This is a genomic window from Pararhizobium arenae (genome assembly GCF_001931685.1).
Lineage (GTDB): Bacteria > Pseudomonadota > Alphaproteobacteria > Rhizobiales > Rhizobiaceae > Pararhizobium > Pararhizobium arenae.
Genome location: NZ_MOOY01000001.1, coordinates 594,135 through 618,717 on the forward strand (window position 1 = coordinate 594,135; position 24,583 = coordinate 618,717).

Genomic DNA, 24,583 nt, shown 5'->3' on the forward strand with positions numbered 1-24,583 from the left:
CCATGGCCCTGCTTCCCGTCGATGAAGCGTTAAGCCGCCTTCTCGCACTAGCGAACCGGAAGCGCCGCATTGAAACGGTGCCTTTGAACGAGGCCCGGAACCGGGTTCTGGCGGACGATGTTGCCGCGAAATTGACCCATCCCGCCTTCGACAACTCTGCCATGGACGGCTACGCCGGACGCAGCGAGGATTTGTCGGAGCGTGGTGCTGAACTCAGGATCATCGGCGAATCGGCGGCTGGACGCGCCTTCCCCGGCATCGTGCACCCCGGTGAAGTGGTGCGCATCCTGACCGGCGCGCCCATACCTACGGGCGCCGATACGGTTCTGATACAGGAAGATGCCGAACGCCTGCCCGGAGGCAGCATTCGCACGCTCTTTGCGCCGGAAAAGGGACGGCACATACGGCCGAAGGGGCAAGACTTTCGCGAAGGCGATGTCATCCTGCATGCCGGCGACGAGCTGACGCCGGCGCGCCTTGCGATTGCTGCTGCAATGAACCACGCCAGCCTGCCTGTTCTCGCCCGGCCGAAAGTGGCAATCCTGGCGACAGGCGACGAATTGCTGCCACCCGGCTCGTCTCCGGGGCCATCGCAAATCATCTCGTCCAACAATGTCGGCGTCGGCGCGCTCGCCTTAAACAGCGGTGCCGAGATTACCGATCTGGGTATCATAGGCGACGATCGCGCAGCGATCGCGGCCGCGGTCGAGAATGCTGTCGCAGGCGACATCGACGTGCTGGTGACCCTCGGCGGAGCCTCCGTCGGTGATCACGATCTTGTTCAGCCGGCGTTGATGGATGCGGGCATGCTCCTCGATTTCTGGAAAATCGCCATGCGCCCCGGCAAGCCGCTGATGGTCGGCTCGCTTGCGGATACCGTGGTCCTCGGTCTTCCGGGAAACCCCGTTTCGAGCCTCGTCTGCGCCTACCTGTTTCTGGAGCCGCTGGTCTGCCATATCGGCGGCAGGCCGCCCCTGACGCGAAAGGCCACAGCGCTTCTTGGAGAAGCCTTGCCTGCCAACGATACCAGGCAGGATTATGTGCGGGCACGATTGCAGGAAGATGAGGATGGCACGTTGATCGCGCATCCCTTCCCGCGTCAGGACTCGTCCATGATAAGGGTGTTTGCCGGGGCGGATTGCCTGATCGTAAGGCCGATCGGTGCGCCCGCCGCAGCGGCCGGCGCACCCTGCATCGTGATGCGACTACGCTGAATTATTGCAGCGGAATGCCGACATTGGCACCGCTCTGAGCGCCGAGGAACGGCTGCGGATAAGAGCCCTGATAATTGGCGTATGTGGTGTTGTTGCCACCGGTGCTGGCGCAGCCCGAGAGCATCAGAAGGGCACCCAATACGGCCAGCGTTACAGATTTGACGGTCATGAATACTCTCTCCGGTTATAATGTGGCTCAACCGCGGGCATCGCTTTTACGGTATCGCCGCCTGCCTATATCTGCACGGTAAGCTGTTGAATGTCCCGCAACAAGTGGTTTTTTAAGTCTTGCAACCCAGTGTTTGCGTGTTGACGGATGGCGAGATACCCGCGTTTCAGGCGCAGACGAGCAACAAGGCCAGGCGATCCAGAGAACGCCGGCGTAAACGGGAAACCGTGTTGTGGGTGTGGAAAATGGTGCCCCCAGAGAGACTCGAACTCCCGACCCTCTGATTACAAATCAGATGCTCTACCAACTGAGCTATAAGGGCGCCATGGCGATGGCAGTACCATATTTTTCCGGCCTGTAAAGCAAAAAGGCCACTCATGAGGATTTTTTAAACCGGAAGATGGCGTTGCCGTGAGGGCATGTTGCAAGGTGGCACTCCCGCGGTTTGTCGTCGCGATCCCGGTGCCACAATGCAAAAGAGCCGGACAGTCCTGCCCGGCTCCCTCAATCGTTCCAGGGATGGATCGGCTCAGGCCAGATCGTCTACAACGGCGTCCGCGCTGCCGCTGATACGATGCGCCAACGCTGCCTCCATGAACTCGTTCAGCTCACCGTCGAGCACATCCGAAGGCGCAGTGCTTTCAACGCCGGTGCGCAAATCCTTGACCAGCTGGTAAGGCTGCAGAACGTAAGACCGGATCTGGTGCCCCCAGCCGATATCTGTCTTGGAGGCTGCCTCCGCATTCGCGGCATCTTCGCGCTTCTTGAGTTCGGCCTCGTAGAGGCGCGCGCGCAGCATGTCCCAGGCCTTGGCGCGGTTCTTGTGCTGGGAGCGCTCCTGCTGGCACTGCACGACTATCCCGGACGGAATGTGCGTGATACGCACCGCCGAATCGGTCGTGTTGACGTGCTGTCCACCGGCGCCCGACGAGCGGTACGTATCGATCCGGCAGTCGCTCTCGTTGATATCGATCTGGATCGAATCGTCCACGACGGGGTAAACCCAGATCGACGAGAACGAGGTGTGGCGCCGCGCATTGCTGTCATAGGGCGAGATTCGAACAAGGCGATGTACGCCTGATTCGGTCTTCAGCCAACCATAGGCATTGTGCCCCTTGACCAGCAACGTTGCCGACTTGATGCCCGCTTCTTCGCCGTCATGGATTTCGAGAAGCTCAACTTTGAAGCCCTGGCGCTCGGCCCAGCGGGTATACATGCGAAGCAACATGTTGGCCCAGTCCTGGCTCTCCGTGCCGCCGGCGCCGGAATGCACTTCGAGGTAGGTGTCGTTGCCGTCGGCTTCGCCCGAAAGCATCGCCTCGACCTGACGTCGCGCCGATTCCGCCCGCAGCGCCTTCAGCGTATCTTCGGCTTCCTTGACGATATCGGCATCGCCCTCTTCTTCGCCGAGCTCGATGAGTTCGATGTTGTCCTTCAGCTGCTGCTCGAGCGCGCGGACACCGTTGATCGCCTCGTCAAGGTTCTGCCGCTCGCGCATCAGCTTCTGCGCTTCGGCAGCGTCGTTCCAGAGGTTTGGATCTTCAGCCTTGTTGTTCAACCAGTCCAGTCGTCTTACCGCCTGATCCCAGTCAAAGATGCCTCCTCAGCAGGCTTATGGCCTGCTTGATTTCGTCGACAATATTCTCGATTTCGCTGCGCATTTTTCCGCTTCTTGAATTCGGGTTTTGATGGAGCCGTGAAATAGCGATGCCCGCCGCCAAAGTAAAGGCGACGGGCATCAGCAATCCACGAAAGCCTAGAACAGACCGTTAGAGCCGGACGTCACCGCCTGGTTTGCCTGCGGCGAGGTGCGCAATATTTCTTCCGGCGGCACGTATTCGTCCATATCGCCGATGACCGAGAAGGTATCGGCCGGCCCTGTACCGGGCTTGAACGCCTCGATGATGGTATCAGGTTCGCCTTCGTAGGCGGCCATGCCCGTCTTGCGGTTGACGGGAATGAGGTTCATCCCTTCAGGAACTACGAACTTGCCAGGGCGGGTGCCCTGAAGAGCCGCCTGCATGAACTCGTTGAAGACAGGCGCAGCCAGTCCGCCGCCGGTCGCACCGCGCCCGAGCGGGGCGGGACTGTCGAAACCGAGATAGAGGCCGGCAACGAGATCGGGCGTATAGCCCACGAACCAGGCATCCTTTTCGTCGTTGGTCGTGCCGGTCTTGCCGGCGACCGGCCGATCGAGCTTGATCTTGCCGGCTGCCGTACCGCGGGTGACGACACCCTCCATCATGGAGGTGATCTGGTAGGCCGTCATCGGATCGAGCACCTGCTCGCGATTGTCCGTCACCACAGGCTCGTCCTGGCTTTCCCAGTCGGCCGCGTTGCAGGTCTCGCAGGTGCGCTCCTCGTGGCGGAAAATCGTCTTGCCGTAGCGGTCCTGAATACGGTCGATCAGCGACGGCTTAATCTGCTTGCCGCCATTGGCGATCACGGAATAGGCGGACACCATGCGAAGCACGGTCGTTTCGCCCGAACCGAGCGACATCGCCAGCACCGGCAGCATCTTGTCGTAGATACCGAAGCGTTCGGCATACTCGGCAACGAGGTTCATGCCCATGTCGTTGGCGAGGCGAACCGTCATCAGGTTACGCGATTTTTCAATACCGAGGCGCAATGTCGAAGGGCCGGCCGATCCGCCGCCGTAGTTTTCCGGGCGCCACACCTGACCGCCAGCCACCATCTCGAAGGGTGCATCGAGAATGACAGACGCAGGCGTATAGCCATTGTCGAGAGCCGCTGCGTAAACGAAAGGCTTGAAGGACGAACCCGGCTGGCGCATGGCCTGCGTCGCGCGGTTGAATTCCGACTGGCCGTAGGAAAAGCCACCGACCATGGCGAGAACGCGCCCGGTCTGCGGGTCCATGGCGACAAGGCCACCCTGGACCTTCGGCGGCTGGCGCAGGCGGTACTGGCCCTGCTCGTCGGTAGCTTCGACATAAACGACATCACCCGGACCGAGCACGCCTTCGGGCGATTTAGCGGTCTTTCGCTCGCCTGTCGACGAACGATAGGCCCACTGCATATTTTTGGCCGTGATGTAGCCGGTGGTGCGCTCCTCGGCGATCTTTCCGGCGCTGTCCTTGTCCGGCTGAATGCCGATTTCTGCACCCCTGTCATCGACGGACAGCACGACGGCCAACTTCCATTCGGGAACATCCGACAGCGCATTGAGCTTGCCGAGCGGCTCACCCCAGTCGCCGCCGATCTCGATCGACTTCAGCGCACCATGGAAACCGCGACGCTCGTCATAGCTTACGAGCCCATCCTGCAGCGCCTTGCGGGCCTTGACCTGCATGTCCGGGTCAAGCGAGGTCCGCACGGAGAGGCCGCCCTCGTAGAGCGCGTTATCGCCGTAGCGCTGGATGATCTGGCGGCGAACTTCTTCTGCGAAATAGTCGGATGCGAAGAGGTGCGAACCACCCCGACGCAGTTTGACGCCGAGCGGCTGCTGTTTGGCTTCCTCACCATCGGCCTTGGTCACGTAGCCGTTCTCGACCATACGATCGATGACCCAGTTGCGGCGTTCGAGCGCGGCGGCTTCCTTGCGGAAGGGATGATAGTTGGCGGGGCCTTTCGGCAGGGCGGCGAGATAGGCAGTCTCGGCAATCGTCAGTTCGGTCACGGACTTGTCGAAATAGGTCAATGCCGCGCCTGCGATGCCGTAGGAATTGAGGCCGAAGAAAATCTCGTTCAGATAAAGCTCGAGGATGCGGTCCTTGCTGTAGGCCTGCTCGATGCGGAAGGAAAGGATCGCTTCCTTGACCTTGCGGTCGATCGTCTGATCGGAGCTCAGAAGGAAGTTCTTGGCGACCTGCTGGGTGATCGTCGAGGCACCGACAGGACGACGGCCGGATCCGAAATTCTGCAGGTTGACGGCAATGGCGCGCGCCAGACCGGTGATGTCGACGCCGGGATGCTGGTAAAAATTCTTGTCTTCCGCGGAGATGAACGCAGCCTTGACGCGATCGGGGATAGCCTGGATCGGCAGATAGAGGCGACGCTCGCGGGCATACTCAGCCATCAGCGCGCCGTTGCCCGCATGAATGCGGGTTGTCACCGGGGGCGCGTAGTTCGCCAGAACTTCATAGTCCGGCAGGTCCTTCGTCACATGACCGAGATAGACGGCGGCCGCCGCTGCTACGCCAAGAAGCAGGAAAGCGCCAATGCCGAAGAAATATCCAATCAGTCTGATCATCAGCCAGATACCGGTACCCTGTTGTCCATGCCTGCGCGTCCAGGCGGGAGGCCTAGCGCGTGCCGAATGCGAATGCAACGTGCCGCCTTCGCTTCTTCAAGCGACGGTCTTGCCAAGCCGAGGCCCAAAAGGGGACGCTGGGCGAGATGTCAATGCAAACTCCGGCTTCCGATAGCGACCGGATTGTGAGCAAAATAGGGCCCGAAGCGCATAAACGACCCGCATCCCCTTGAAAATCATATCGCTGTTACCCGAGCGACACAAATCACTTCGGATGGAGTGGTAAACCGCTGCGTGATGACGTGACGGCCTTGCGGGAAATCGAATCACACTCAAGCAGGATCAGCCACCATTGGCGAGGGTCGCGCTTTTATAGTTGCGCACGGCGCCGGCCAAAAGCTCGGCAACCTTCGCCCGCCAGGCGGGGTCAACCAGCAGCTTCTCGTCTTCCTTGTTGGAAAGAAAACCCAGTTCGAGCAGGATGGACGGCACGTCCGGCGCCTGAAGCACGCGGAACCCCGCATAGCGGTGCGGATTGTTGATGAGGTTGATCTGCCCCTCGAAGGACGACACGACGGTCTGGGCAAGATTGACGGAAAACGCCTGGGTTTCGCGGCGCGTCAGATCGAGCAGAATGTCGGCGACTTCGGCCGGCTCGTTCGAGAGCGCAACCCCGGCAATCGCGTCGGAGAGGTTTTCCCGCTCGGCAAGGCTTGCGGCGAGATGGTCCGACGCCTTGTCCGAGATGGTGTAAACGGTCGCGCCGCGAATGTCCCGCTGCTTCAGCGTATCCGCGTGCAGCGAAATGAACAGGTTGGCGTTCTTTCGCCGCGCGATCTGCACCCGCTGCGGTAGAGACAGAAATTCGTCTCCATCCCGTGTCAGGAAGGCCTTGATGCCGGCCTGTCGATTGAGATGGCCGACGAGATCACGCGCAAAGGCGAGCGTTACGTCTTTTTCTTCCGTCTTGGTTTCCGTGCCGATCGCGCCGGTGTCGATACCGCCATGGCCGGCATCGACAGCAACGACGAAGGCACCGTCATCCACCTTGGGCTCGGTTGCACCGACGCGGCCGGTTTTGGTGGCAACGACACTGCCCGTCCATTTCTGTGCTTCGATAAGTTCGGCGAATTCCTGCTTGCTGACCCGCTCGGAATCGAGAACAAGCCGAAAGCCTTTTTTGTCCTCGTCCGGTTTGACCTCAGCCAGCGACACTTCGACCGGCTCCTTGGCGGTCAAGACAATCCGTGAGCTTCCGGTCCCCATGGCGCCATAGCGGATATCGCTGAAAAGCCCCCTCGCCTGCATATCTTCAGACTTCAAGCCGAACGACGTTTCCGGCAGGTCGATGATGACGCGCACCGGATCGGCGACATAATGCACGAAAAAATCAGGTGCTTGGTCGAATTCGATGACGACTCGGGTGCGGGCATCATCGCCGGCGATACGGGCACCGTAGGCCAACAGCGGGCCGTCGGCTGCAAAGCCAATACCTGACATGGCGCCGATAAGAAGGGCTGCCGACAGATATCGCACAATGGTCCTCAGCATCCTGACAGACATTCCCCGTTTTATCTCAATCGGATCTTCGGCCAAAGGCCACGCGGACCGGCCTTGCGATTCGCTCCAGCACCATGAATGCTCCTTCATGGTTAACTGAACCTTACTGCGAGGTTTCAACGCCGTCCGCGAGCAGCCATACGTGGCCGGTCGAATCAATCAATATTATGACGGATCAGGCTTTTCCCTTGCCATTGTGACATAGAAAACATACAAGCGTGGCAGGTAGAAAGTGTTGACGGGATAGAATCGACGACCGGCAGCCATGGCAATTTTCAAGCCTTGGCGCCAGAGCGTGATCAGCGGGATAGCCGCTTCAGTTTAGGTCACGCAGCAGCATGCAGTCGCGCTTCATCCGCCGTCGCACCACTTTCTTCCCTCATGAATCGAAAACATCCGGCGGTGGCCGGCAAGACATGGTGATTTCACCGCAAGCCCGTGATCGGGCGCATTCATCGGGCCTCAAGGGCCTAATACATTGGCATTCTTGTTTGGTACGCGACGTTGTCACAGCAGTATCGGTCAGAAGTAAACAGGCCCCGGGACGTAAGCGCCCCGGCTGCCGTCTGGCTGCTGAACGTTCGCACTGACCATTCAGGGATATTCACATCCGGCGAACAACGCGAACTGTCGGGATGGTCTCCTCCGGGAAGCCGTCCCTCTTCTGTTTTGCGTGTGCGCCGAGGAGCACAGCTTAAATGGCAGAGAAAATGCTTATCGATGCGTCTCACGCTGAAGAGACGCGCGTCGTTGTCGTACGCGGAAACCGCATAGAAGAATTCGACTTCGAATCAGAACACAAGAAGCAGATCCGCGGTAATATCTACCTTGCAAAGGTGACCCGCGTAGAACCCTCGCTTCAGGCGGCCTTCGTCGATTACGGCGGAAACCGTCACGGCTTTCTGGCCTTCGCCGAAATCCATCCCGACTACTACCAGATTCCGCTCGCTGACCGTCAGGCTCTCCTGAAGGCCGAGGCTGAAGAAGCGCGTCGCGACGACGATATCGAGCCGGTCGAAACCGGTACGGATCTGAGCGAGGACGAAACCGAAACCGCACCGGCTGCCGAATCCGTGTCGACGGTTGTCGAGATCGTCGAAGAAGCGTCGGAAGTTGAAACCGTGACTGAGGCTGCGGCCGAAGAAGTCGTCGAGGAAAAGCCAAAGGCCAAGGCCCGTCGTCCACGCCGCACGAAAAAGGCGATCGCCGAGGAAGAAGCCGCCGCTGCCGAAGCGAAGGCGGAGACCGAAGACGGCTCGAACGAACAGAGCGGCGGCGAAATGGCCGCCATGGTCGATACCGACAGCATTTCGGAAGACGTTCGCGGCGGCGGTCGCCGCCGTCATGACGACGATGACGATGACGATCACCACGAAGAAAAGGAAGTGATCGAATCGGTCGGCGCCGAAGACGCGATGGAAGAGGTTCCCGATCGCCAGTCCAACCGCCGTCCGCGCAAGCAGTACCGCATACAGGAAGTGATCAAGCGTCGCCAGATCCTGCTGGTTCAGGTCGCCAAGGAAGAGCGCGGCAACAAGGGCGCGGCCCTCACGACCTACCTGTCGCTCGCCGGCCGCTACTCGGTCCTGATGCCGAACACGGCGCGTGGTGGCGGCATTTCCCGCAAGATCACCAACCTGCCGGACCGCAAGCGTCTGAAGGAAATCGCCCGCGCGCTCGAAGTGCCGCAGGGCATGGGCGTCATCCTGCGCACCGCCGGCGCCAACCGCACCAAGGTCGAGGTCAAGCGCGACTTCGAATATCTGATGCGCCTGTGGGAAAACGTCCGCACGCTGACGCTGGCCTCGACTGCCCCTTGCCTCGTTTATGAGGAAGGCTCGCTCATCAAGCGCTCGATCCGCGACCTGTACAACAAGGATATCAGCGAGATCGTCGTTGCTGGCGAGGAAGGCTACAAGGAAGCCAAGAGCTTCATGAAGATGCTGATGCCGAGCCACGCCAAGGTGGTTCAGCCGTATCGTGACGTCCATCCGATCTTCTCGCGCTCGGGCATCGAAGCCCAGCTCGACCGCATGCTGCAGCCGCAGGTGACGCTGAAGTCCGGCGGTTACATCATCATCAACCAGACGGAAGCGCTGGTGGCGATCGACGTCAACTCGGGCCGCTCGACGCGCGAGCATTCGATCGAAGACACCGCGCTTCAGACCAATCTCGAAGCCGCCGAAGAGGTCGCCCGCCAGCTCCGCCTGCGTGACCTTGCCGGCCTTGTGGTCGTCGACTTCATCGACATGGAAGAAAAGCGCAACAACCGCGCCGTCGAGAAGCGTCTGAAGGATCACCTGAAGAACGACCGTGCGCGCATCCAGGTCGGCCGCATCTCGCATTTCGGCCTGCTCGAAATGTCGCGCCAGCGTATCCGAGCCTCGGTTCTCGAATCAACGATGCAGGTCTGCTCGCATTGCAACGGCACGGGTCACGTCCGCTCGCAGTCGTCTGTTGCCCTGCATGTGCTGCGCGGCGTCGAAGAGTATCTCTTGAAGAACACCACGCACGACATCACCGTGCGCACGACGCCGGATATCGCGCTCTACCTGCTCAACCACAAGCGCAGCACGATCATCGATTACGAGGCACGCTTCGGTGTATCGATCGTCGTCGAGGCCGATGCGCATGTCGGTGCCCAGCACTTTGGCATCGATCGGGGGGAGCCGGTTGAAAATCCGGTGAAGATCGAACAGCTCCTGCACTTCGAGCCTGAAATCGAAGAAGACGACGACATCGTCATTGAGGAAGAGATCGACGAAGACGAGGAAGTCGTCGTCGAAGCCAAGGCCGAACGCGCGGATCGTCCTGAACGGACCGAAGGCGATGATGGTCGCAAGCGCAAGCGTCGTCGCCGCCGCCGTGGCGGACGGGGCAATGGCGAACAGCAGGCTGGCGCTTCCGAAGAAACCGGCGCTGATGATGCCGGAGAAGACGAAGAAGATGGAAGCGATGACGCTGCCGACGATCTCGTCAGCGCAGACGCAGCCAGCAAGGACGACGACGAGCGCCAGAAGCGCAAGCGCCGCCGCCGTGGCAAGCGTGGTGGCCGCCGCAACCGCGGCGACGAGGCTGACGGCGAAGGCGTAAGCGCAGAAGCAGCCGAAACTGCTGAAGCAGATGGCAATTCTGAAACCGACGCCGAAGCGGACGAAGTTGAAGCGGTTGCTGTTGCCGTAGCCGATGTCGACGTCGTGGCCGAAGCCCCGGTTATCGCTGAAGAAGCCAAGCCGGCCAAGCCACGCCGCAGCCGCAAGAAGGCAGCGTCCGTCGGTGAGGAAGCGCCGGTTGCGGAAGAGGCCGTTGCAGAGGCCGCGGTCATCGACACCGCAGCAAAGGCTGCGATCGAGGATACGCCTGCCGCCCCTGAGGCTACGCCAGTTGAGCCTGCCGTCGAAGAGGCCGCTGCGGCCCTGGAAGAAGACAAGCCCTCTCGCGGCAATCGCGACCTCAACGCGATCGCCAGCGCCCCGGTCGTCAAGTCCTCTTCTCCGTCGAGCACGGAGACGGACGGCGAACCGCCGAAGCCCAAGAAGGGCGGCTGGTGGCAGAAGCGCGGCTTTTTCTAAGAAACGTGCAGATGTCCTGAAATCAAGAACCGGCCAGACTTCTGGCCGGTTTTTTTCTGCCCGCAAACGGCATCATCGGCAGACCTTGACCCTGCGGGTTACCGGATTTCCAAACGCATCTTGGGTTTTGACGATGCGCACGACGCAGATCGGTTCGTAGGCGAAGTCGTAGCTTCGGTAGTAATAATCGTTGTGAAACTGGCGCGCGCCGGCGCCGGTCAGCGAAGTTTGGGTAAGGCCGACGACCGAGGCGGCGGCAAGTGTGGCGGCAATACCTGCCATGGCTTTATCCTCATTGAAGGCGACGCTGATCGCGTCGGATGAGGCAAACTCCCACACTCCCGGATTTCGATCTGTATCCACGGAAACAGTCCGTAAGAAGCGGTCGGCAATCCCGACACAGCAATCAGGCGATGGCGCACCTCCGACGCGCTTTCGCGTCTACGGTTAGTCCGTGCGGGGCAGCCATCGCGCTATCCGGTCCAGCGCTTCCCGGATATCGGCTTCGGAACCGGCATATGAAAACCGCATGGTGCGATGACCTTCCACCGGATCGAAATCGAAGCCGGGTGTTGCCGCCACGTTGATTTCCGCGAGCATGCGGCGGGCGAAGGCCATGCTGTCATTGGTGTACCGGCTGACATCCGCATAGGCATAGAATGCCCCGTCCATCGGTGAGGCAATGGTCAGCCCCATCTCCGGCAGACGCTTCAGCAGCAGATCCCGGTTGGCCGCATAGGATGCCTTGTAGACGTCCAGCTCCGCCTCCGCCCCAAGAGCTGCCTGCGCTGCGATCTGCGAGAGTTCCGGCGGCGAGATATAAAGGCTCTGGGCGATCCTCTCGTAGGCCCTGACCTGGCATTCCGGCAGGACCATCCAGCCGATGCGCCAGCCGGTCATGCAATAGTATTTGGAAAACGAGTTTATGATGACAGCCTCGTCCGTCACGCAAAGCGCAGTCGTTTCCTCTCCGGCAAAGGTGAGGCCGTGGTAGATCTCGTCCGATATGAAAGCGATATCGCGGTCGTGGCAATAATCCGCAAGAGCCCGCAGGGCAGCTTTCCCCGTCACCGTGCCCGTGGGATTGGCGGGGCTCGCAAGCAGCACGCCATCGATACGGCGGCCCGCTTTCCTTTCTGCAACTGACAGGCTTTCCGGCGTCAGGGTAAAACCGGTTTGCGCATCGGCCTCCACTTCGATCACATCGATACCGAGTGCGGCCAGAATGTTGCGATAGGCCGGGTAGCCCGGTCGGGCGATGGCCACACAGTCGCCGGGATCGAAGAGCGCGAGAAATGCGAGATTGAAGCCTGCTGACGAGCCCGTCGTCACAGCCACCCGCTGGGGGTCTATCTCGACACCATAACGGGTGCGGTAGTGCCCGGCGATGGCGATACGCAGGCTGCTGGTCCCGAGAGCGTCGGTGTAGCCCAGCCGACCATGTACGAGTGCCGCCTGAGCGGCCTCGAGCGCCGCCTTCGGTGCCGGGTGGCTCGGCTGCCCGACCGCCATTGAGATGACAGGATAGCCGGCTTCGCGCCGCTTCGTGGCTTCCGCCAGCACATCCATGGCATGAAACGGCTCAACGGCGCTGCGGTGCGAGAGTGATTTCAAAGCCGATCTCCTTCAAAGCGTGCCCGTGCTTTGCACCATCAAAAAGCCATTCACAAGTGCGCGAACGCCGCACTTCCGCCGATTTTGCGGTTTCGTTTGACGACCGCTCGACCTATGGTCGACTACCGTACCTTAAGGTGCGGGAATGTCTTTCAATTCTGCCTGCCGGCTCCGGTCGCGAACTTGAACGACAAAGGCAAGACAACGAAGGACACGAGGACCTGATGCCATTGACTGCCCGCAAGATCATCGCCGCCGCGACCATGCTGCTGACGGCCAGCATCGCCCTGCCCCATGGCGCTTACGCACTCGACGACAGCGAAAAGAAGGAAATCGGCGATTTCATTCGCGAGTACCTTGTCGCCAATCCGGAAATCCTTCTCGAAGCCCAGCAGACGCTGAAGAAGAAGCAGCAGGAAGAGCAGCTTCGCCAGGCGCAGGCCGCCATCACGGAAAACAAGGATGCGATCTTCCAGTCCGTCCACGACGTCACCCTCGGCAACCCCAAGGGCGACGTGACGATCGTCGAATTCTACGATTACAACTGCGGCTACTGCAAACGCGCCCTTGAGGATATGGACGCCATTCTGGAGAACGACAAGAATGTGCGTTTCGTGCTGAAGGAACTGCCGATCCTGGGGCCGGATTCGCTTGCCGCCCATAAGGTCAGTGCCGCGTTCCGCCTTGTCGCGCCTGAAAAATATGGAGATTTCCACCGCGCCTTGCTCGGCGGTGAAGACCGCGCGACGGAGGAAACCGCAATCGCCGTTGCCGGTCGCCTCGGCGTATCGGAAGCCGATATCCGTGCAAAAATGGAAACCGACGCCCATGACGAGGCGGTGAAGGAAGCCTACACGCTCGCCAACAGTCTCGGCATCACCGGCACTCCCTCCTATGTCGTCGGCGACGAGGCGGTGTTCGGCGCTGTCGGTGCGGAAGAGCTTGAGACCCGGATCACCAACATGCGCAGTTGCGGCAAGACGCTGTGCTGAAGGCCTGACCGGCGGACGAAACCACCCGGACCGTCTGACCGCTTGTGGACAAATTCCGTGAGGAAGCAAAGGGCTTTTCCTCACGGGACCTCCGGTCTATAGGTAACCTCCACAAATATCGGACTTATTCCTTCATGCCTGAGACCATCTACGTTCTGAACGGCCCAAACCTCAACATGCTCGGCAAGCGTGAGCCCGGCATCTATGGCGGCCACACGCTGGCCGATATCGAGGCGATGTGCGTGGAAGAAGGCAAGAAGCTTGGACTTGAGATCATCTGCCGCCAGAGCAATCACGAGGGCGCGCTGGTCGATTGGATCCACGAGGCAGGCGACAAGGCCGCCGGTGTTGCCATCAACGCTGGCGCCTACACGCACACCTCGATCGCACTGCACGATGCGATCAAGGCCGTCAAAATCCCGGTCGTCGAGCTGCACCTGTCGAATGTGCATGCGCGCGAGGAATTTCGCCACAAATCCATGATTGCTCCCGCCGCCAAGGGCGTCGTCTGCGGTTTCGGCGCCCACAGTTACATTCTTGCGCTCAATGCGCTAAACACACTCACGACACAAACGAAATAAAAAGAACAAGAGGCTCACCCATGGCTGACAAGAAATCCGGCATCGACCAGGCGCTCATTCGCGACCTCGCCAATATCCTGAACGAGACCGATCTGACCGAGATCGAAGTCGAACAGGAAGACCTGCGGATCCGCGTCTCGCGCGCCGGCACGCCGCAATACGTTTCCGCGCCGGTTCCGGCCAGTTACAGTGCCCCTGCCGCCGCTGCAACCGCGGCAAGCTCAACCTCTGCAGCAGCCTCAGAGGCATCCGCTCGCAACGCCAAGAATGCTGTCACTTCGCCCATGGTCGGCACGGCCTATCTCGCACCTGCCCCCGGCTCGCGTCCGTTCGTTGAAGTCGGCGCGACCGTCAAGGAAGGCCAGACAATCCTGATCATCGAAGCGATGAAGACGATGAACCAGATTCCGGCGCCTCGCTCCGGCAAGGTTGTCGAAATCATCGTTCAAGACGGCGCGCCGGTCGAGTATGGCGAAGCGCTGATCGTCATCGAATAGGCCTGAACAGATGATCTCCAAGGTACTTATTGCCAATCGCGGCGAAATCGCCCTTCGCGTGCTTCGCGCCTGTAAGGAACTCGGCATTGCCACCGTGGCTGTCCACTCGACCGCCGACGCCGACGCCATGCATGTGCGGCTCGCCGACGAGAGCGTCTGCATCGGCCCGCCGCCCTCGCGCGACAGCTATCTGAACATCCATCAGATCGTTGCCGCCTGCGAAATCACCGGCGCCGACGCCGTGCATCCCGGTTATGGGTTCCTGTCGGAAAACGCCAAGTTTGCCGATATTCTGGACGCCCACGACATCACCTTCATCGGTCCGACCGCCGATCACATCCGCATCATGGGTGACAAGATCACGGCCAAGGAAACGGCAAAGGCGCTCGGTATTCCGGTCGTTCCGGGGTCCGCCGGCGAAGTGAAGCCGGAAAACGCGCTGGAAATCGCCCGTGAAATCGGTTTCCCCGTCCTGATCAAGGCAACGGCCGGCGGCGGCGGACGTGGCATGAAGGTCGCCAAATCCGAGGCAGACCTTGAAGAGGCCGTTTCCACCGCTCGTTCCGAGGCGCTCGCCGCCTTTGGCAACGACGCCGTCTATATGGAAAAGTACCTCGGCAAGCCACGCCACATCGAAATTCAGGTCGTCGGTGACGGGGAAGGCAATGCCATCCACCTCGGCGAACGCGATTGCTCGCTGCAGCGCCGCCACCAGAAGGTCTGGGAAGAGGCAAATTCGCCGGCCCTGAACGTCGAGCAGCGCATGAAGATCGGCGAAATCTGCGCCGATGCCATGCGCAAGCTGAAATACCGCGGCGCCGGGACCATCGAGTTTCTTTACGAGAACGGCGAGTTCTATTTCATCGAAATGAACACCCGTCTGCAGGTGGAGCATCCGATCACGGAAGCGATCACTGGTATCGACCTCGTGCACGAACAGATCCGTGTCGCCTCCGGCGCCGGCCTTTCCGTGACCCAGGACGAGATCGTGTTCTCCGGCCACGCCATCGAGTGCCGCATCAACGCCGAAGATCCGCGGACCTTCGTTCCCTCGCCGGGCACGATCACGCATTTCCATGCGCCCGGCGGTCTCGGCGTTCGCGTGGATTCGGGCGCCTATCAGGGCTACCGCATCCCGCCCTACTACGACAGCCTGATCGGCAAGCTTATCGTGCACGGCCGCACCCGCGTTGAATGCATGATGCGCCTTCGCCGCGTGCTGGACGAGTTCGTTATCGACGGCATCAAGACCACATTGCCGCTGTTCCAGGACCTGATCAACAATCAGGACATCGCCAACGGCGACTACGACATCCACTGGCTGGAAAATTATCTGGCCAAGTCCGCGGCCGAATGAGGCTTTGCGCATGAAAAAGGCCCGCGACAAGCAGCCGGTGGTCACTCCGGAACTGCTTTTGCGGGCCTATTCGATCGGTCTTTTTCCCATGGCCGATTCGGCCGACGACCCTGAAATCTTCTGGGTCGAACCGGAACTGCGCGGTGTGATCCCGCTTGACGACTTCCACGTCCCTCGCAGCCTTGCCAAAACCATCCGGCGCAAGCCATTCGAAATCACCTTCAATGAAGATTTCGAGGGCGTGATGAGGGGGTGCGCAGAAGCCGCGCCCGATCGGCCGACGACATGGATCAACGAAACGATCCTTTCGCTCTACACCTCCCTGCATCACATGGGCCATGCGCATTCGGTCGAGGCCTGGGAGAACGATGTGCTGGTCGGCGGGCTCTACGGCGTATCGCTGGGCGGCGCCTTCTTTGGGGAGAGCATGTTTTCCAGACGCACGGACGCCTCGAAAATCTGCCTCGTGCATCTGGTGGAACGCCTGAAAGAGCGTGGTTACCGGCTGCTCGACACGCAGTTCACGACAGAACACCTGAAAACCTTCGGCGCGATTGACGTGCCCAAGGCCGAGTATGAACTCATGCTCGCCAGCGCCATGGCGCTACCGAACCTCAAATTTTGAGCTAAAAGATCAAGCCTTACTGCGTCGCAGCGGTATCCGGCGGCGGAAGGTCGGACTTCGCCTTGCAGGACTGCAGCCACACGTCATACACCGGATGCTCGACTGCGTTCAGGCCAGGGCTGTCTGCAAACATCCATCCGGTGAAGATGCGGCGGATCTTGCGGTCAAGCGTGATCTCGTCCACCTCGACGAAGGTCGTCGTTTTCTGCGCTTCCGTATCGTCGCGGTTATAGCAGACGCGCGGCGTCACCTGCAGCGCGCCGAATTGCACGGTCTCGCCGATGTAGACGTCAAAAGTGGTGATGCGCCCGGTGATCTTGTCGATGCCGGAGAAGACGGCAACCGGATTGGAGATGCGCTCGGCATTGGCCGGCATGGCGGCAGCCATCAACGCACAAAACGCAGAGGTTGCCACAGTCAAAAGCCTGCGAGGCATCGAGAAACCGGAATTTGAAGCTGCCATGATCGCCGTTTCCTTGCGCACCGCATTATGATGTTGCGGCATCAGGCGCTAACGATGAAATGTGGCCGAGACATGATAGGCCGGGAAGCGGGCGCGGAATGCCGCGCCCCTGGGAGAAGAATCAGGCGCCGGGCGTCCAGGCGTCGTAGTCGCCGGTCACGCGCGGACGCTCGCCGGTGTTGTTGATCGAACCCTTCGGGCGATAGGCATCGCCCGTACCGGTCTTGTTGGCCTGATGCGGCTTCTGCCATTCACGGGCCTTGTAATCCTCGTGAGCCGGCGAAATATCGGTGCGGTGATGCATCCAGCCGTGCCAGCCCGGAGGAATGGCCGAGGCGTCCGCGTAGCCGTTATAAATCACCCAGCGACGGGTACGACCTTCCGAATCCTTGCCGCCTTCGTAGTAGACGTTGCCTGCCTCGTCTTCACCGACGCGCTTGCCGAATCGCCAGGTGTGGAAACGGGTTCCGATGGTCTGGCCATTCCACCAGGTAAAGATCTGCAGCAGAGACTTCATGATGTTCGTCCTTGGCCGCGCCGATGACGCGCGAAATAACTGGAATTGCTAGCCTGCTTATGCCGCGCAAGCCGCGGCTTGTCCAGTATTTCCGGCGCAACAGCCATCATTTCAGGTGGAGCTTGAACCCAAGATGAGAGGCCTCAAAACCGAGGCGCTTGTAGAACCGATGGGCATCGGTGCGGATGGCATTCGAGGTCAGTTGCACCTTTGCAAGGCCCATGTGGCGAGCCTGATCGATGGCAAAGCGCAGCATGATCTCGCCGATGCCCTGCCCTCGCCGATCCGTCCGTGTCTGCACCGCTTCGACCAGCAGGCTGGAACGTCCCCGCCCCGGCAGCGACGTCAACACCGTGGTCTGAAAGGTGCCGACAATCGTGCCGTCCATTTCCGCGACATAGAGAGTGTCGTTTGCCGACGCCTGAATACGCTCAAAGGCGGCAAGGTATTCACCAAGAGCCTTGGGATCCGTCGTATCGCCGTGACCGCCCAGCGCGTCATCCGCAAACATTTGGACCAGTGCCGGCAGGTCGTTTCGGCGGGCATGCCGGATGGTGATGGCGTTGACGTTCGCGTCCATGGTCCTCGCGTCCTCGTGGGAAACGCGGTACATCTGGCACCCGTCGGCAAAGGAAATGTGACACGAGACTGGACCCTGTGGAAAAGCCTGCCCGGAGAATCAGTCGAGCGGCTTGTCCATCACGATGGTCGCAATGCCCCAGTGGGGTACACCCTGGCCCCGGGCCGTAAAGCCATGCGCCTCATAGAAGGCGATAGCCTTCGCGTTGTTTTCCTTGACTTCCAGCCGCATATGGCCGGCATAGGGAAAGCAGGTTTCGAGCTCCGCGAAAAGATCGCGGCCGATACCCTGGCGCTGGTGGGCAGGCAGCACGTACAGCTGATGCAGAGTGGCGGTTTCATGCAACGTCTCGGACATGGCGGCATAACCCATGCCGCCAATGACCTTGCCGTTGTCGGCGACAAGAAATTCCGAATTCTTGCGCGCGAGATTGACCTTAAGCGCCGGAACCGAATGCCACTTCGCCGTCATCTCGGCGATCTTCTCGGCGCCGTAAAGCGCGTCATAGGTCGCATGGGCCGTCTCGGACAGCAGCTTGCTGATCGCTGGCAGGTCGCGTTCCGTTGCTGACCGGACGAAGAACATCAATCAGTCCTCGAGACCGAGCTTGGCCTTGACGAGAGCCTGAACGGCCTGCGGATTGGCCTTGCCGCCGGTCGATTTCATCACCTGACCCACGAACCAGCCGGCCAGCGAAGGCTTGGCCTGAACCTTTGCAACCTGATCCGGGTTTGCGGCGATGATTTCATCCACAGCCTTTTCGATGGCGCCGGTATCGGTCACCTGCTTCATGCCACGCGCTTCAACGATCTCGGCCGGGTTGCCACCCTCGTTCCAGACGATCTCGAACAGATCCTTCGCAAGTTTGCCGGAAATCGTACCGTCCTTGATGAGGTCGATGATGCCGCCGAGCTGGTCTGGCGAAATCGGCGTTTCCTCGATGTCCTTGCCGGCCTTGTTCAAGGCGCCGAGCAGATCGTTGATCACCCAGTTGGCAGCGATCTTGCCGTCACGGCCAGCGGCCACCGCTTCGAAATAGTCGGCAATCGCCTTTTCCGAAACCAGCACCGAGGCGTCATAGGTGGAAAGGCCGAGATCGCTGACCAGCCGCACCTTCTTGTCATCCGGCAGTTCCGGCAGGTCGACCTTCAGCGCTTCGACAAAAGCATCGTCGAACTCCAGCGGCAGCAGGTCCGGATCGGGGAAATAGCGGTAGTCATGCGCATCTTCCTTGGAGCGCATGGAGCGGGTCTCGCCCTTGTTCGGGTCGAACAGGCGGGTTTCCTGATCGATCACGCCGCCATCTTCCAGAATGCCGATCTGGCGGCGGGCTTCGTATTCGATCGCCTGACCGATGAAGCGGATGGAGTTGACGTTCTTGATCTCGCAGCGCGTGCCGAAGGCTTCGCCGGGGCGGCGTACGGACACGTTGACGTCGGCGCGCATCGAGCCTTCGTCCATGTTGCCATCGCAGGTGCCGAGGTAACGCACGATCGAGCGCAGCTTGGTCATGTAGGCCTTGGCCTCGTCCGACGAGCGCATGTCCGGCTTGGAGACGATCTCCATCAGCGCCACGCCGGAGCGGTTGAGATCGACATAGGACATGGTCGGATGCTGGTCGTGCATCGACTTGCCGGCGTCCTGTTCAAGGTGCAGGCGCTCGATGCCGATTTCGATATCCTCGAAATTGCCCTGCCGGTCAGGCCCGAGCGAAATGACGATCTTGCCCTCGCCGACGATCGGGTCCTTGAACTGCGAAATCTGGTAGCCCTGCGGCAGATCGGGATAGAAATAGTTCTTGCGGTCGAAGATCGAGCGCTTGTTGATCTGGGCCTTCAGGCCAAGACCGGTGCGCACCGCCTGCTTGACGCATTCGATGTTGATCACCGGCAGCATGCCGGGCATGGCGGCATCGACGAGCGAAACGTTGGCGTTCGGCGCATTGCCGAATTCGGTCGCAGCGCCCGAGAAGAGCTTGGAATTGGACAGAACCTGGGCGTGCACCTCCATGCCGATGATGACCTCCCAGTCGCCAGTGGCGCCGGGGATAAAGCGTTTCGGATCGGGTGTGCGAACATCGACTAGGGTCATGGACTGCTCTTCTTGAAGGCTCGAAATCGTGATCCTCTCGGTAGAACAAATGGCATGGGGGTGCAAGGCTTGAAGCCACTTCAATGCCGAGAAGCGTTGACACCGGATCGAATCGTAACAATAATAGTTACATGAAAAAGAACAGCCGCCTCTCCGCAGTGCTGCACGCGCTGCTCCACATGGCCGAACGCCATGCGCCGATGACCTCGGACGAACTTGCCGCCTGCCTCAGCACCAATCCCGTCGTCGTCCGTCGCACCATGGCGGGGCTGCGGGAGGCCGGGCTTGTGAGCTCTGGCCGTGGTCATGGCGGCGGCTGGACGATTTCGCGCGATCTTTCGACGATCACCATGCGCGATGTCTATTCCGCGCTCGGGGAGCCCATGCTGTTCCAGATCGGCCATGCCGAGGAAATGCCGGGCTGCCTCGTCGAGCAGGCCGTCAATCACGCGCTCGATGACGCCATGCGCGATGCCGAAGCCTTGCTTGTTGCTCGTCTTGGAGAGGTCACGCTCGATATCATCGCAGCCGACTTCATCACCCGCGCCAAGGCACGAAAGCTGACCCTCTCCACAGATACGACCTGAGAGACCGGCCAATCCCATCAACAGCGTAACAGGCTCAGCCGGCAACTCCGGGCGGGCAAAGGAAGGATATTGCCATGAAACAGGATGCCATCATCATCGGCGGCAGTTTTGCCGGCCTTGCCGGCGCGATGATGCTCGCCCGCGCCCGCCGCCCCATCACCGTCATCGACGCAGGCTTGCCGCGGAACCGATTCGCCGGTCACTCCCATGGCTTTCTCGGCCATGATGGACGGCCCGGATCGGATATTCTGGCGGACGCCCGCGCCCAACTCCTCGCCTACCCGACTGTTACCTTTGTCGAAGGTACAGCCGTTCATGCCGGTGGCGGGATCGATGATTTCTCCGTGGAACTCGACACGGGTGCGGTGCTCGAAGGCCGCCGCCTGCTGATCGCCTCCGGCGTCCGGGATAACTTGCCTGATATACCGGGTATCGCCGAACGCTGGGGCAAGACGGTGCTTCACTGCCCCTATTGCCACGGTTTCGAGATTGGCGGCGGTGCGATCGGCGTCATCGCCGGCAGCCCGTTGTCCTACCATCAGGCGGCTCTTGTGGCCGATTGGGGCTACGTCACTTTCTTCACCAATGATATGCCGCTGGAGCAAGAAGCACTCGATCTCTTGACGCGACGCAACGTTCGGCTGGCGCCGGGCAAGGTCGCCGCCATCAGCGATGCAGGCGGCGGCGGACTTTCCGTCGAGGTCGAAAACAAGCCGGGAACGACAGTCAAAGCGATTTTCGTCGCCACAAAACTCGACGTCCACAATCCCATCGTCGATGCGCTCCAATGCCGGCTGGAGGAGACGCCGATGGGGACGATCATCGACACGGATGCGATGAAGGCGACCAGCGTCGCAGGCGTGTTCGCCGCCGGTGACGCGGCGCGAGCGGTGGGCAACATTACCTTCGCAGCGGCCGATGGTTCCATGGCGGCACTTGCCATCCATCGTTCCCTGATCTTCTGAACCTTGCGGAACGGTTGACGCCGGACGTGGCGTTTTCTAAATTCACCGCGTTGAAACGGAGTTTTGATGTCCAACCAGTCTGAGTCCCGCTGAGGGCCCTGCCCGCAAATCCTCTTTGCGCGCTGGGCCGAAAACGAAGCCGCCGACGCTTATTCCAGGCGCCGGCCCGTTTTCACGCGTCCTCGTGGACGCCTCTCGGACTTCAACACCATGGACATTTCACGCGACGAACAGCGTATTCTTCACCTTATGGCCCAGGGTGGCCGCATCGAAATCATCAGGTCGAACGGCAAGATCGAGAATGCCAAGTGCTACACGCGCGATGGCTGGCTCTATCCGGGCCTCGATCTCCTGCTGTTTAGAAAACTCAAGCGGAAAAGGGCGATATCGTCTTCGAACGGCAAGCCCTATCGCATCACCCAGCGTGGGCTTGTGCTGGTGCGGTCGCAGCTTAACAACTGCCAATGACGAAAAAGCCCAGTCCGGCCAAACCGGGCTGGGCCTCACAGATAGCTGAAAAGGTTGGAGCCCGCATCGCGTTCGGGGCGCTCGATCAGCGTCTTTCGAAGCCCGATCGTCTCGACATTCTGGTCGAGTTTCGCCGCATAGCTGGTGGAGAGTGAACTCACCGCATAGCCGCGCTTCCTGAAGAAATCCACGGCAACGGTGTTGCGGACATGGGTTGCAAGGTCGGCTGTGTCAATGTTCATCGAAACGATACGACTTTCCATCTGTTCAAGCAGCAGCGAACCAAGACCCTGCCGCTGCATCTCCGGTGTTACCCAGAGATCGGTGATCGTGCCATCTCCGCGCTCGGATGCGACCCAGCCCGCAAGAGCGCCGTCGATTTCGCCGACAAGCACCCGCTCCCAATTGTTGCGCAGGAAAGACAGAAACGCGACTTCGACCGTATGGCGCACCTTGACGAGATCGACGAGGCCGAGAACGGCGACCTGCCAGGCGGCAAGCCCGATAGCCGTCAAGGCAATGACATCGTTTTCTTGTGCGATACGGGTGGTGATCATGCGGCCGCCTTTCAGCTGCACTACACCACTTGAAACGCCTTTTGGCCAGCCTCAGCGGGAGCTTACCACCACTTTGCCGGGGTGAAACGGCCGGCTGCCTGCTCGATGACATGAGCCGTCTTGAACAGGGTTTCTTCCTCGAAAGGCTTGCCGATCAGCTGCAGGCCAAGCGGAAGCCCCTTGTGGTCGAGGCCGGCGGGAACGGCGATGCCCGGTAGGCCGGCCATGTTCACCGTTACCGTGAAGATGTCGTTCAAGTACATCTTGACCGGATCGGATGCCAGATCCTCGTCGGCGATGCCGAAGGCCGAAGACGGCGTCGCCGGCGTCAGGATCGCATCGACGCCCGCATGGAAAGCTAGTTCGAAATCCCGCTTGATCAGCGTGCGGACCTTCTGCGCCTGCAGGTAATAGGCGTCGTAGTAACCGGCAGAGAGAACATAGGTGCCGATCATGATGCGGCGCTTGACCTCGGTACCGAAGCCGGCAGCACGGGTTTTTTCGTACATATCGGCGATGTCCTTGCCATCGACGCGCAGGCCGTAGCGAACGCCGTCATAGCGGGCAAGGTTGGACGAGGCTTCGGCGGGCGCGACGATGTAATAGGCCGGCAGCGCATATTTCGTGTGCGGCAGGCTGATATCGACGATCTCGGCACCGGCGTCACGCAGCCAGGCGATACCCTGCTGCCAAAGGGTTTCGATCTCTTCCGGCATGCCATCGACGCGGTATTCCTTCGGGATGCCGATGCGCATGCCCTTCAGCGACTGGCCGAGAGAGGCTTCGTAGTCCGGAACCGGCAGATCGACGGAGGTCGTGTCCTTGGCATCGACGGAAGCCATCGACTTCAGCAGAATGGCGGCGTCGCGCACGTCGCGGGCAATCGGGCCGGCCTGATCCAGCGACGAGGCGAAGGCGACGGTGCCCCAACGCGAGCAGCGGCCATAGGTTGGCTTGATGCCGACGGTGCCGGTAAATGCGGCCGGCTGGCGGATCGAACCGCCGGTATCGGTCGCGGTTGCACCGGCGCAGAGAAACGCGGCAACGGCAGCAGCCGAACCGCCGGATGAGCCGCCGGGAACGAGATCGAGGTTCGAGCCGTTCGCCCGCCACGGGTTTTTCACAACGCCGTAATAGGAGGTCTCGTTGGAGGAGCCCATGGCGAACTCGTCCATGTTGAGCTTGCCGAGCATGACGGCACCGTCGTTCCACAGGTTCTGGGTGACGGTCGATTCGTAGCGCGGCTTGAAACCGTCGAGGATGTGGCTGCAGGCCTGCGTGTGCACGCCTTCGGTCGCGAACAGATCCTTGATACCGAGTGGAATACCTTCCAGCGCTCCGGCCTTGCCGGCCGCGATCCGCGCATCCGAGGCCTTCGCCATTTCGCGCGCCTTTTCTGGCGTGACGACGACGTAAGCGTTGATCGCTTCATTCGCGGCTTCGATCGCGCCAAGATAAGCCTCCGTCAGTTCGACGGCGGTGATTTCCTTGGCGGCAAGCTTGGTGCGGGCTTCGGCGATAGTCAGGCGGGTCAGGTCGGTCATGGCAACGGAACTTTCAAAGAATGGGATCGGCGCGGCAGGCTCAGGTCGGTTATTCGACGACCTTCGGCACCAGGAAGAAGTTGCGGTCGGTGACCGGTGCGTTGGCAACGATATCTTCCGCCTTGTTGCCGTCGCTCACCACATCCTCGCGCTTCTTCATCGCCATCGGAGTAACAGACGTCATCGGCTCGACACCGGCGACATCAACTTCCGAGAGCTGCTCGACGAAACCGAGAATGCCGTTCAGCTCACCCATCATGCGCTGTGCCTCCTCCTCGCTGACGGCGATGCGGGCAAGACGCGCGACGCGCTTCACGGTGGCGAGATCTACGGACATAAAACGGCTCCGGTATCAGGAATATTTCCCCCGCTATAATGGCCGCGGCGCGGCGGTGCAACGGGGGAATCGGCGTCATGGGC

Annotated in this window: 25 protein-coding genes and 1 tRNA gene; 10 read left to right on the forward strand and 16 right to left on the reverse strand. The window is 60.6% G+C overall.

Going from position 1 to position 24,583, the window contains the following annotated elements; translation table 11 throughout:
* Nucleotides 1–2: 2 nt before the first annotated feature.
* Nucleotides 3–1,214 carry a molybdopterin molybdotransferase MoeA gene (locus BLX89_RS02935; protein ID WP_075289113.1) on the forward strand — a complete coding sequence of 404 codons (1,212 nt, stop codon included), beginning with the start codon at nt 3–5 and terminating at the stop codon, nt 1,212–1,214.
* A gap of 1 nt (nt 1,215) precedes the next feature.
* On the opposite strand, the gene BLX89_RS24745 is transcribed toward BLX89_RS02935, so the two are convergent.
* From BLX89_RS24745 to BLX89_RS02955, 6 genes are all read right to left on the reverse strand, one after another.
* A complete protein-coding gene (locus tag BLX89_RS24745) occupies nt 1,216–1,383 on the reverse strand; it encodes a hypothetical protein (protein WP_198935112.1) in 168 nt (55 codons plus the stop codon).
* A 246-nt stretch (nt 1,384–1,629) separates the two neighbouring features.
* Nucleotides 1,630–1,705: transfer RNA gene (locus BLX89_RS02940), tRNA-Thr, on the reverse strand.
* Between the two features lie 207 nt (nt 1,706–1,912).
* A protein-coding gene (prfB, locus tag BLX89_RS02945; RefSeq protein ID WP_143523436.1) for a peptide chain release factor 2 occupies nt 1,913–3,044 on the reverse strand; the annotation gives its coding sequence in 2 pieces (ribosomal slippage) (nt 1,913–2,974 and nt 2,976–3,044; 1,131 coding nt in all).
* Nucleotides 2,973–3,122: a hypothetical protein gene (locus BLX89_RS24750; protein WP_198935118.1), complete on the reverse strand. Its 150-nt coding sequence runs from the start codon at nt 3,120–3,122 to the stop codon at nt 2,973–2,975. The genes prfB and BLX89_RS24750 overlap by 72 nt, the downstream gene beginning before the upstream one ends.
* Nucleotides 3,123–3,139: 17 nt before the next feature.
* Nucleotides 3,140–5,593, reverse strand: a complete 2,454-nt coding sequence (locus BLX89_RS02950) for a penicillin-binding protein 1A (RefSeq protein ID WP_075289115.1) — start codon at nt 5,591–5,593, stop codon at nt 3,140–3,142.
* A gap of 342 nt (nt 5,594–5,935) precedes the next feature.
* Entirely contained in the window at nt 5,936–7,144 is a 1,209-nt protein-coding gene (locus tag BLX89_RS02955; RefSeq protein ID WP_083637305.1) for an N-acetylmuramoyl-L-alanine amidase, read from the reverse strand.
* A 707-nt stretch (nt 7,145–7,851) separates the two neighbouring features.
* Between BLX89_RS02955 and BLX89_RS02960 the strand changes: the two genes are divergently transcribed.
* Nucleotides 7,852–10,725 carry an Rne/Rng family ribonuclease gene (locus BLX89_RS02960; RefSeq protein ID WP_075289117.1) on the forward strand — a complete coding sequence of 958 codons (2,874 nt, stop codon included), beginning with the start codon at nt 7,852–7,854 and terminating at the stop codon, nt 10,723–10,725.
* Nucleotides 10,726–10,797: 72 nt separating this feature from the next.
* Here the strand turns inward: BLX89_RS02960 and BLX89_RS02965 are convergent, their stop codons facing one another.
* Complete coding sequence (locus BLX89_RS02965; protein WP_143523438.1) at nt 10,798–11,007, reverse strand: hypothetical protein; 210 nt, start codon at nt 11,005–11,007, stop codon at nt 10,798–10,800.
* A gap of 165 nt (nt 11,008–11,172) precedes the next feature.
* Nucleotides 11,173–12,294: a pyridoxal phosphate-dependent aminotransferase gene (locus tag BLX89_RS02970; protein WP_075289260.1), complete on the reverse strand. Its 1,122-nt coding sequence runs from the start codon at nt 12,292–12,294 to the stop codon at nt 11,173–11,175.
* A 269-nt stretch (nt 12,295–12,563) separates the two neighbouring features.
* On the opposite strand from BLX89_RS02970, the gene BLX89_RS02975 reads away from it, so the two are divergent.
* The 5 genes from BLX89_RS02975 (at nt 12,564) to aat (ending at nt 16,391) form a co-directional block, all read left to right on the forward strand.
* Nucleotides 12,564–13,331, forward strand: coding sequence for a DsbA family protein (locus BLX89_RS02975; RefSeq protein WP_075289119.1), 768 nt, complete (start codon nt 12,564–12,566; stop codon nt 13,329–13,331).
* Between the two features lie 134 nt (nt 13,332–13,465).
* Complete coding sequence (aroQ, locus tag BLX89_RS02980) at nt 13,466–13,912, forward strand: type II 3-dehydroquinate dehydratase (protein WP_075289120.1); 447 nt, start codon at nt 13,466–13,468, stop codon at nt 13,910–13,912.
* Between the two features lie 20 nt (nt 13,913–13,932).
* Nucleotides 13,933–14,409: an acetyl-CoA carboxylase biotin carboxyl carrier protein gene (gene accB / locus BLX89_RS02985; protein ID WP_075289121.1), complete on the forward strand. Its 477-nt coding sequence runs from the start codon at nt 13,933–13,935 to the stop codon at nt 14,407–14,409.
* Nucleotides 14,410–14,419: 10 nt separating this feature from the next.
* Nucleotides 14,420–15,766, forward strand: coding sequence for an acetyl-CoA carboxylase biotin carboxylase subunit (gene accC / locus BLX89_RS02990; RefSeq protein WP_075289122.1), 1,347 nt, complete (start codon nt 14,420–14,422; stop codon nt 15,764–15,766).
* A 10-nt stretch (nt 15,767–15,776) separates the two neighbouring features.
* Entirely contained in the window at nt 15,777–16,391 is a 615-nt protein-coding gene (aat, locus tag BLX89_RS02995) for a leucyl/phenylalanyl-tRNA--protein transferase (protein WP_075289261.1), read from the forward strand.
* A 16-nt stretch (nt 16,392–16,407) separates the two neighbouring features.
* Here the strand turns inward: aat and BLX89_RS03000 are convergent, their stop codons facing one another.
* The 5 genes from BLX89_RS03000 to gatB form a co-directional block, all read right to left on the reverse strand.
* On the reverse strand, nt 16,408–16,827 hold the full coding sequence (locus BLX89_RS03000; protein ID WP_083637314.1) for a DUF2155 domain-containing protein: 420 nt from the start codon (nt 16,825–16,827) through the stop codon (nt 16,408–16,410).
* Between the two features lie 148 nt (nt 16,828–16,975).
* Nucleotides 16,976–17,374, reverse strand: a complete 399-nt coding sequence (locus BLX89_RS03005; RefSeq protein ID WP_245292749.1) for an NADH:ubiquinone oxidoreductase subunit NDUFA12 — start codon at nt 17,372–17,374, stop codon at nt 16,976–16,978.
* Nucleotides 17,375–17,477: 103 nt separating this feature from the next.
* Nucleotides 17,478–17,951 carry a GNAT family N-acetyltransferase gene (locus BLX89_RS03010; protein WP_075289124.1) on the reverse strand — a complete coding sequence of 158 codons (474 nt, stop codon included), beginning with the start codon at nt 17,949–17,951 and terminating at the stop codon, nt 17,478–17,480.
* Nucleotides 17,952–18,050: 99 nt separating this feature from the next.
* On the reverse strand, nt 18,051–18,536 hold the full coding sequence (locus tag BLX89_RS03015) for a GNAT family N-acetyltransferase (RefSeq protein WP_075289125.1): 486 nt from the start codon (nt 18,534–18,536) through the stop codon (nt 18,051–18,053).
* 3 nt (nt 18,537–18,539) lie between these two features.
* Nucleotides 18,540–20,042, reverse strand: a complete 1,503-nt coding sequence (gene gatB, locus BLX89_RS03020; RefSeq protein WP_075289126.1) for an Asp-tRNA(Asn)/Glu-tRNA(Gln) amidotransferase subunit GatB — start codon at nt 20,040–20,042, stop codon at nt 18,540–18,542.
* 131 nt (nt 20,043–20,173) lie between these two features.
* On the opposite strand from gatB, the gene BLX89_RS03025 reads away from it, so the two are divergent.
* The 3 genes from BLX89_RS03025 to BLX89_RS03035 all read left to right on the forward strand — a co-directional run bounded on the left by BLX89_RS03025 (nt 20,174) and on the right by BLX89_RS03035 (nt 22,062).
* Nucleotides 20,174–20,629 (forward strand): Rrf2 family transcriptional regulator, encoded by a 456-nt coding sequence (locus BLX89_RS03025; RefSeq protein WP_075289127.1) that lies wholly within the window; start codon nt 20,174–20,176, stop codon nt 20,627–20,629.
* Nucleotides 20,630–20,703: 74 nt separating this feature from the next.
* The gene (locus tag BLX89_RS03030) at nt 20,704–21,594 is read left to right on the forward strand and encodes an NAD(P)/FAD-dependent oxidoreductase (RefSeq protein WP_075289128.1); all 891 of its coding nucleotides are present in this window, start codon (nt 20,704–20,706) and stop codon (nt 21,592–21,594) included.
* A gap of 210 nt (nt 21,595–21,804) precedes the next feature.
* On the forward strand, nt 21,805–22,062 hold the full coding sequence (locus BLX89_RS03035) for a YjhX family toxin (RefSeq protein WP_075289129.1): 258 nt from the start codon (nt 21,805–21,807) through the stop codon (nt 22,060–22,062).
* Nucleotides 22,063–22,097: 35 nt separating this feature from the next.
* On the opposite strand, the gene BLX89_RS03040 is transcribed toward BLX89_RS03035, so the two are convergent.
* The 3 genes from BLX89_RS03040 to gatC all read right to left on the reverse strand — a co-directional run bounded on the left by BLX89_RS03040 (nt 22,098) and on the right by gatC (nt 24,500).
* Nucleotides 22,098–22,619, reverse strand: a complete 522-nt coding sequence (locus tag BLX89_RS03040; protein WP_075289130.1) for a GNAT family N-acetyltransferase — start codon at nt 22,617–22,619, stop codon at nt 22,098–22,100.
* Between the two features lie 62 nt (nt 22,620–22,681).
* Nucleotides 22,682–24,163, reverse strand: coding sequence for an Asp-tRNA(Asn)/Glu-tRNA(Gln) amidotransferase subunit GatA (gene gatA, locus BLX89_RS03045; protein WP_075289131.1), 1,482 nt, complete (start codon nt 24,161–24,163; stop codon nt 22,682–22,684).
* A gap of 49 nt (nt 24,164–24,212) precedes the next feature.
* Nucleotides 24,213–24,500: an Asp-tRNA(Asn)/Glu-tRNA(Gln) amidotransferase subunit GatC gene (gene gatC, locus BLX89_RS03050; RefSeq protein WP_075289132.1), complete on the reverse strand. Its 288-nt coding sequence runs from the start codon at nt 24,498–24,500 to the stop codon at nt 24,213–24,215.
* Nucleotides 24,501–24,583: the final 83 nt, after the last annotated feature.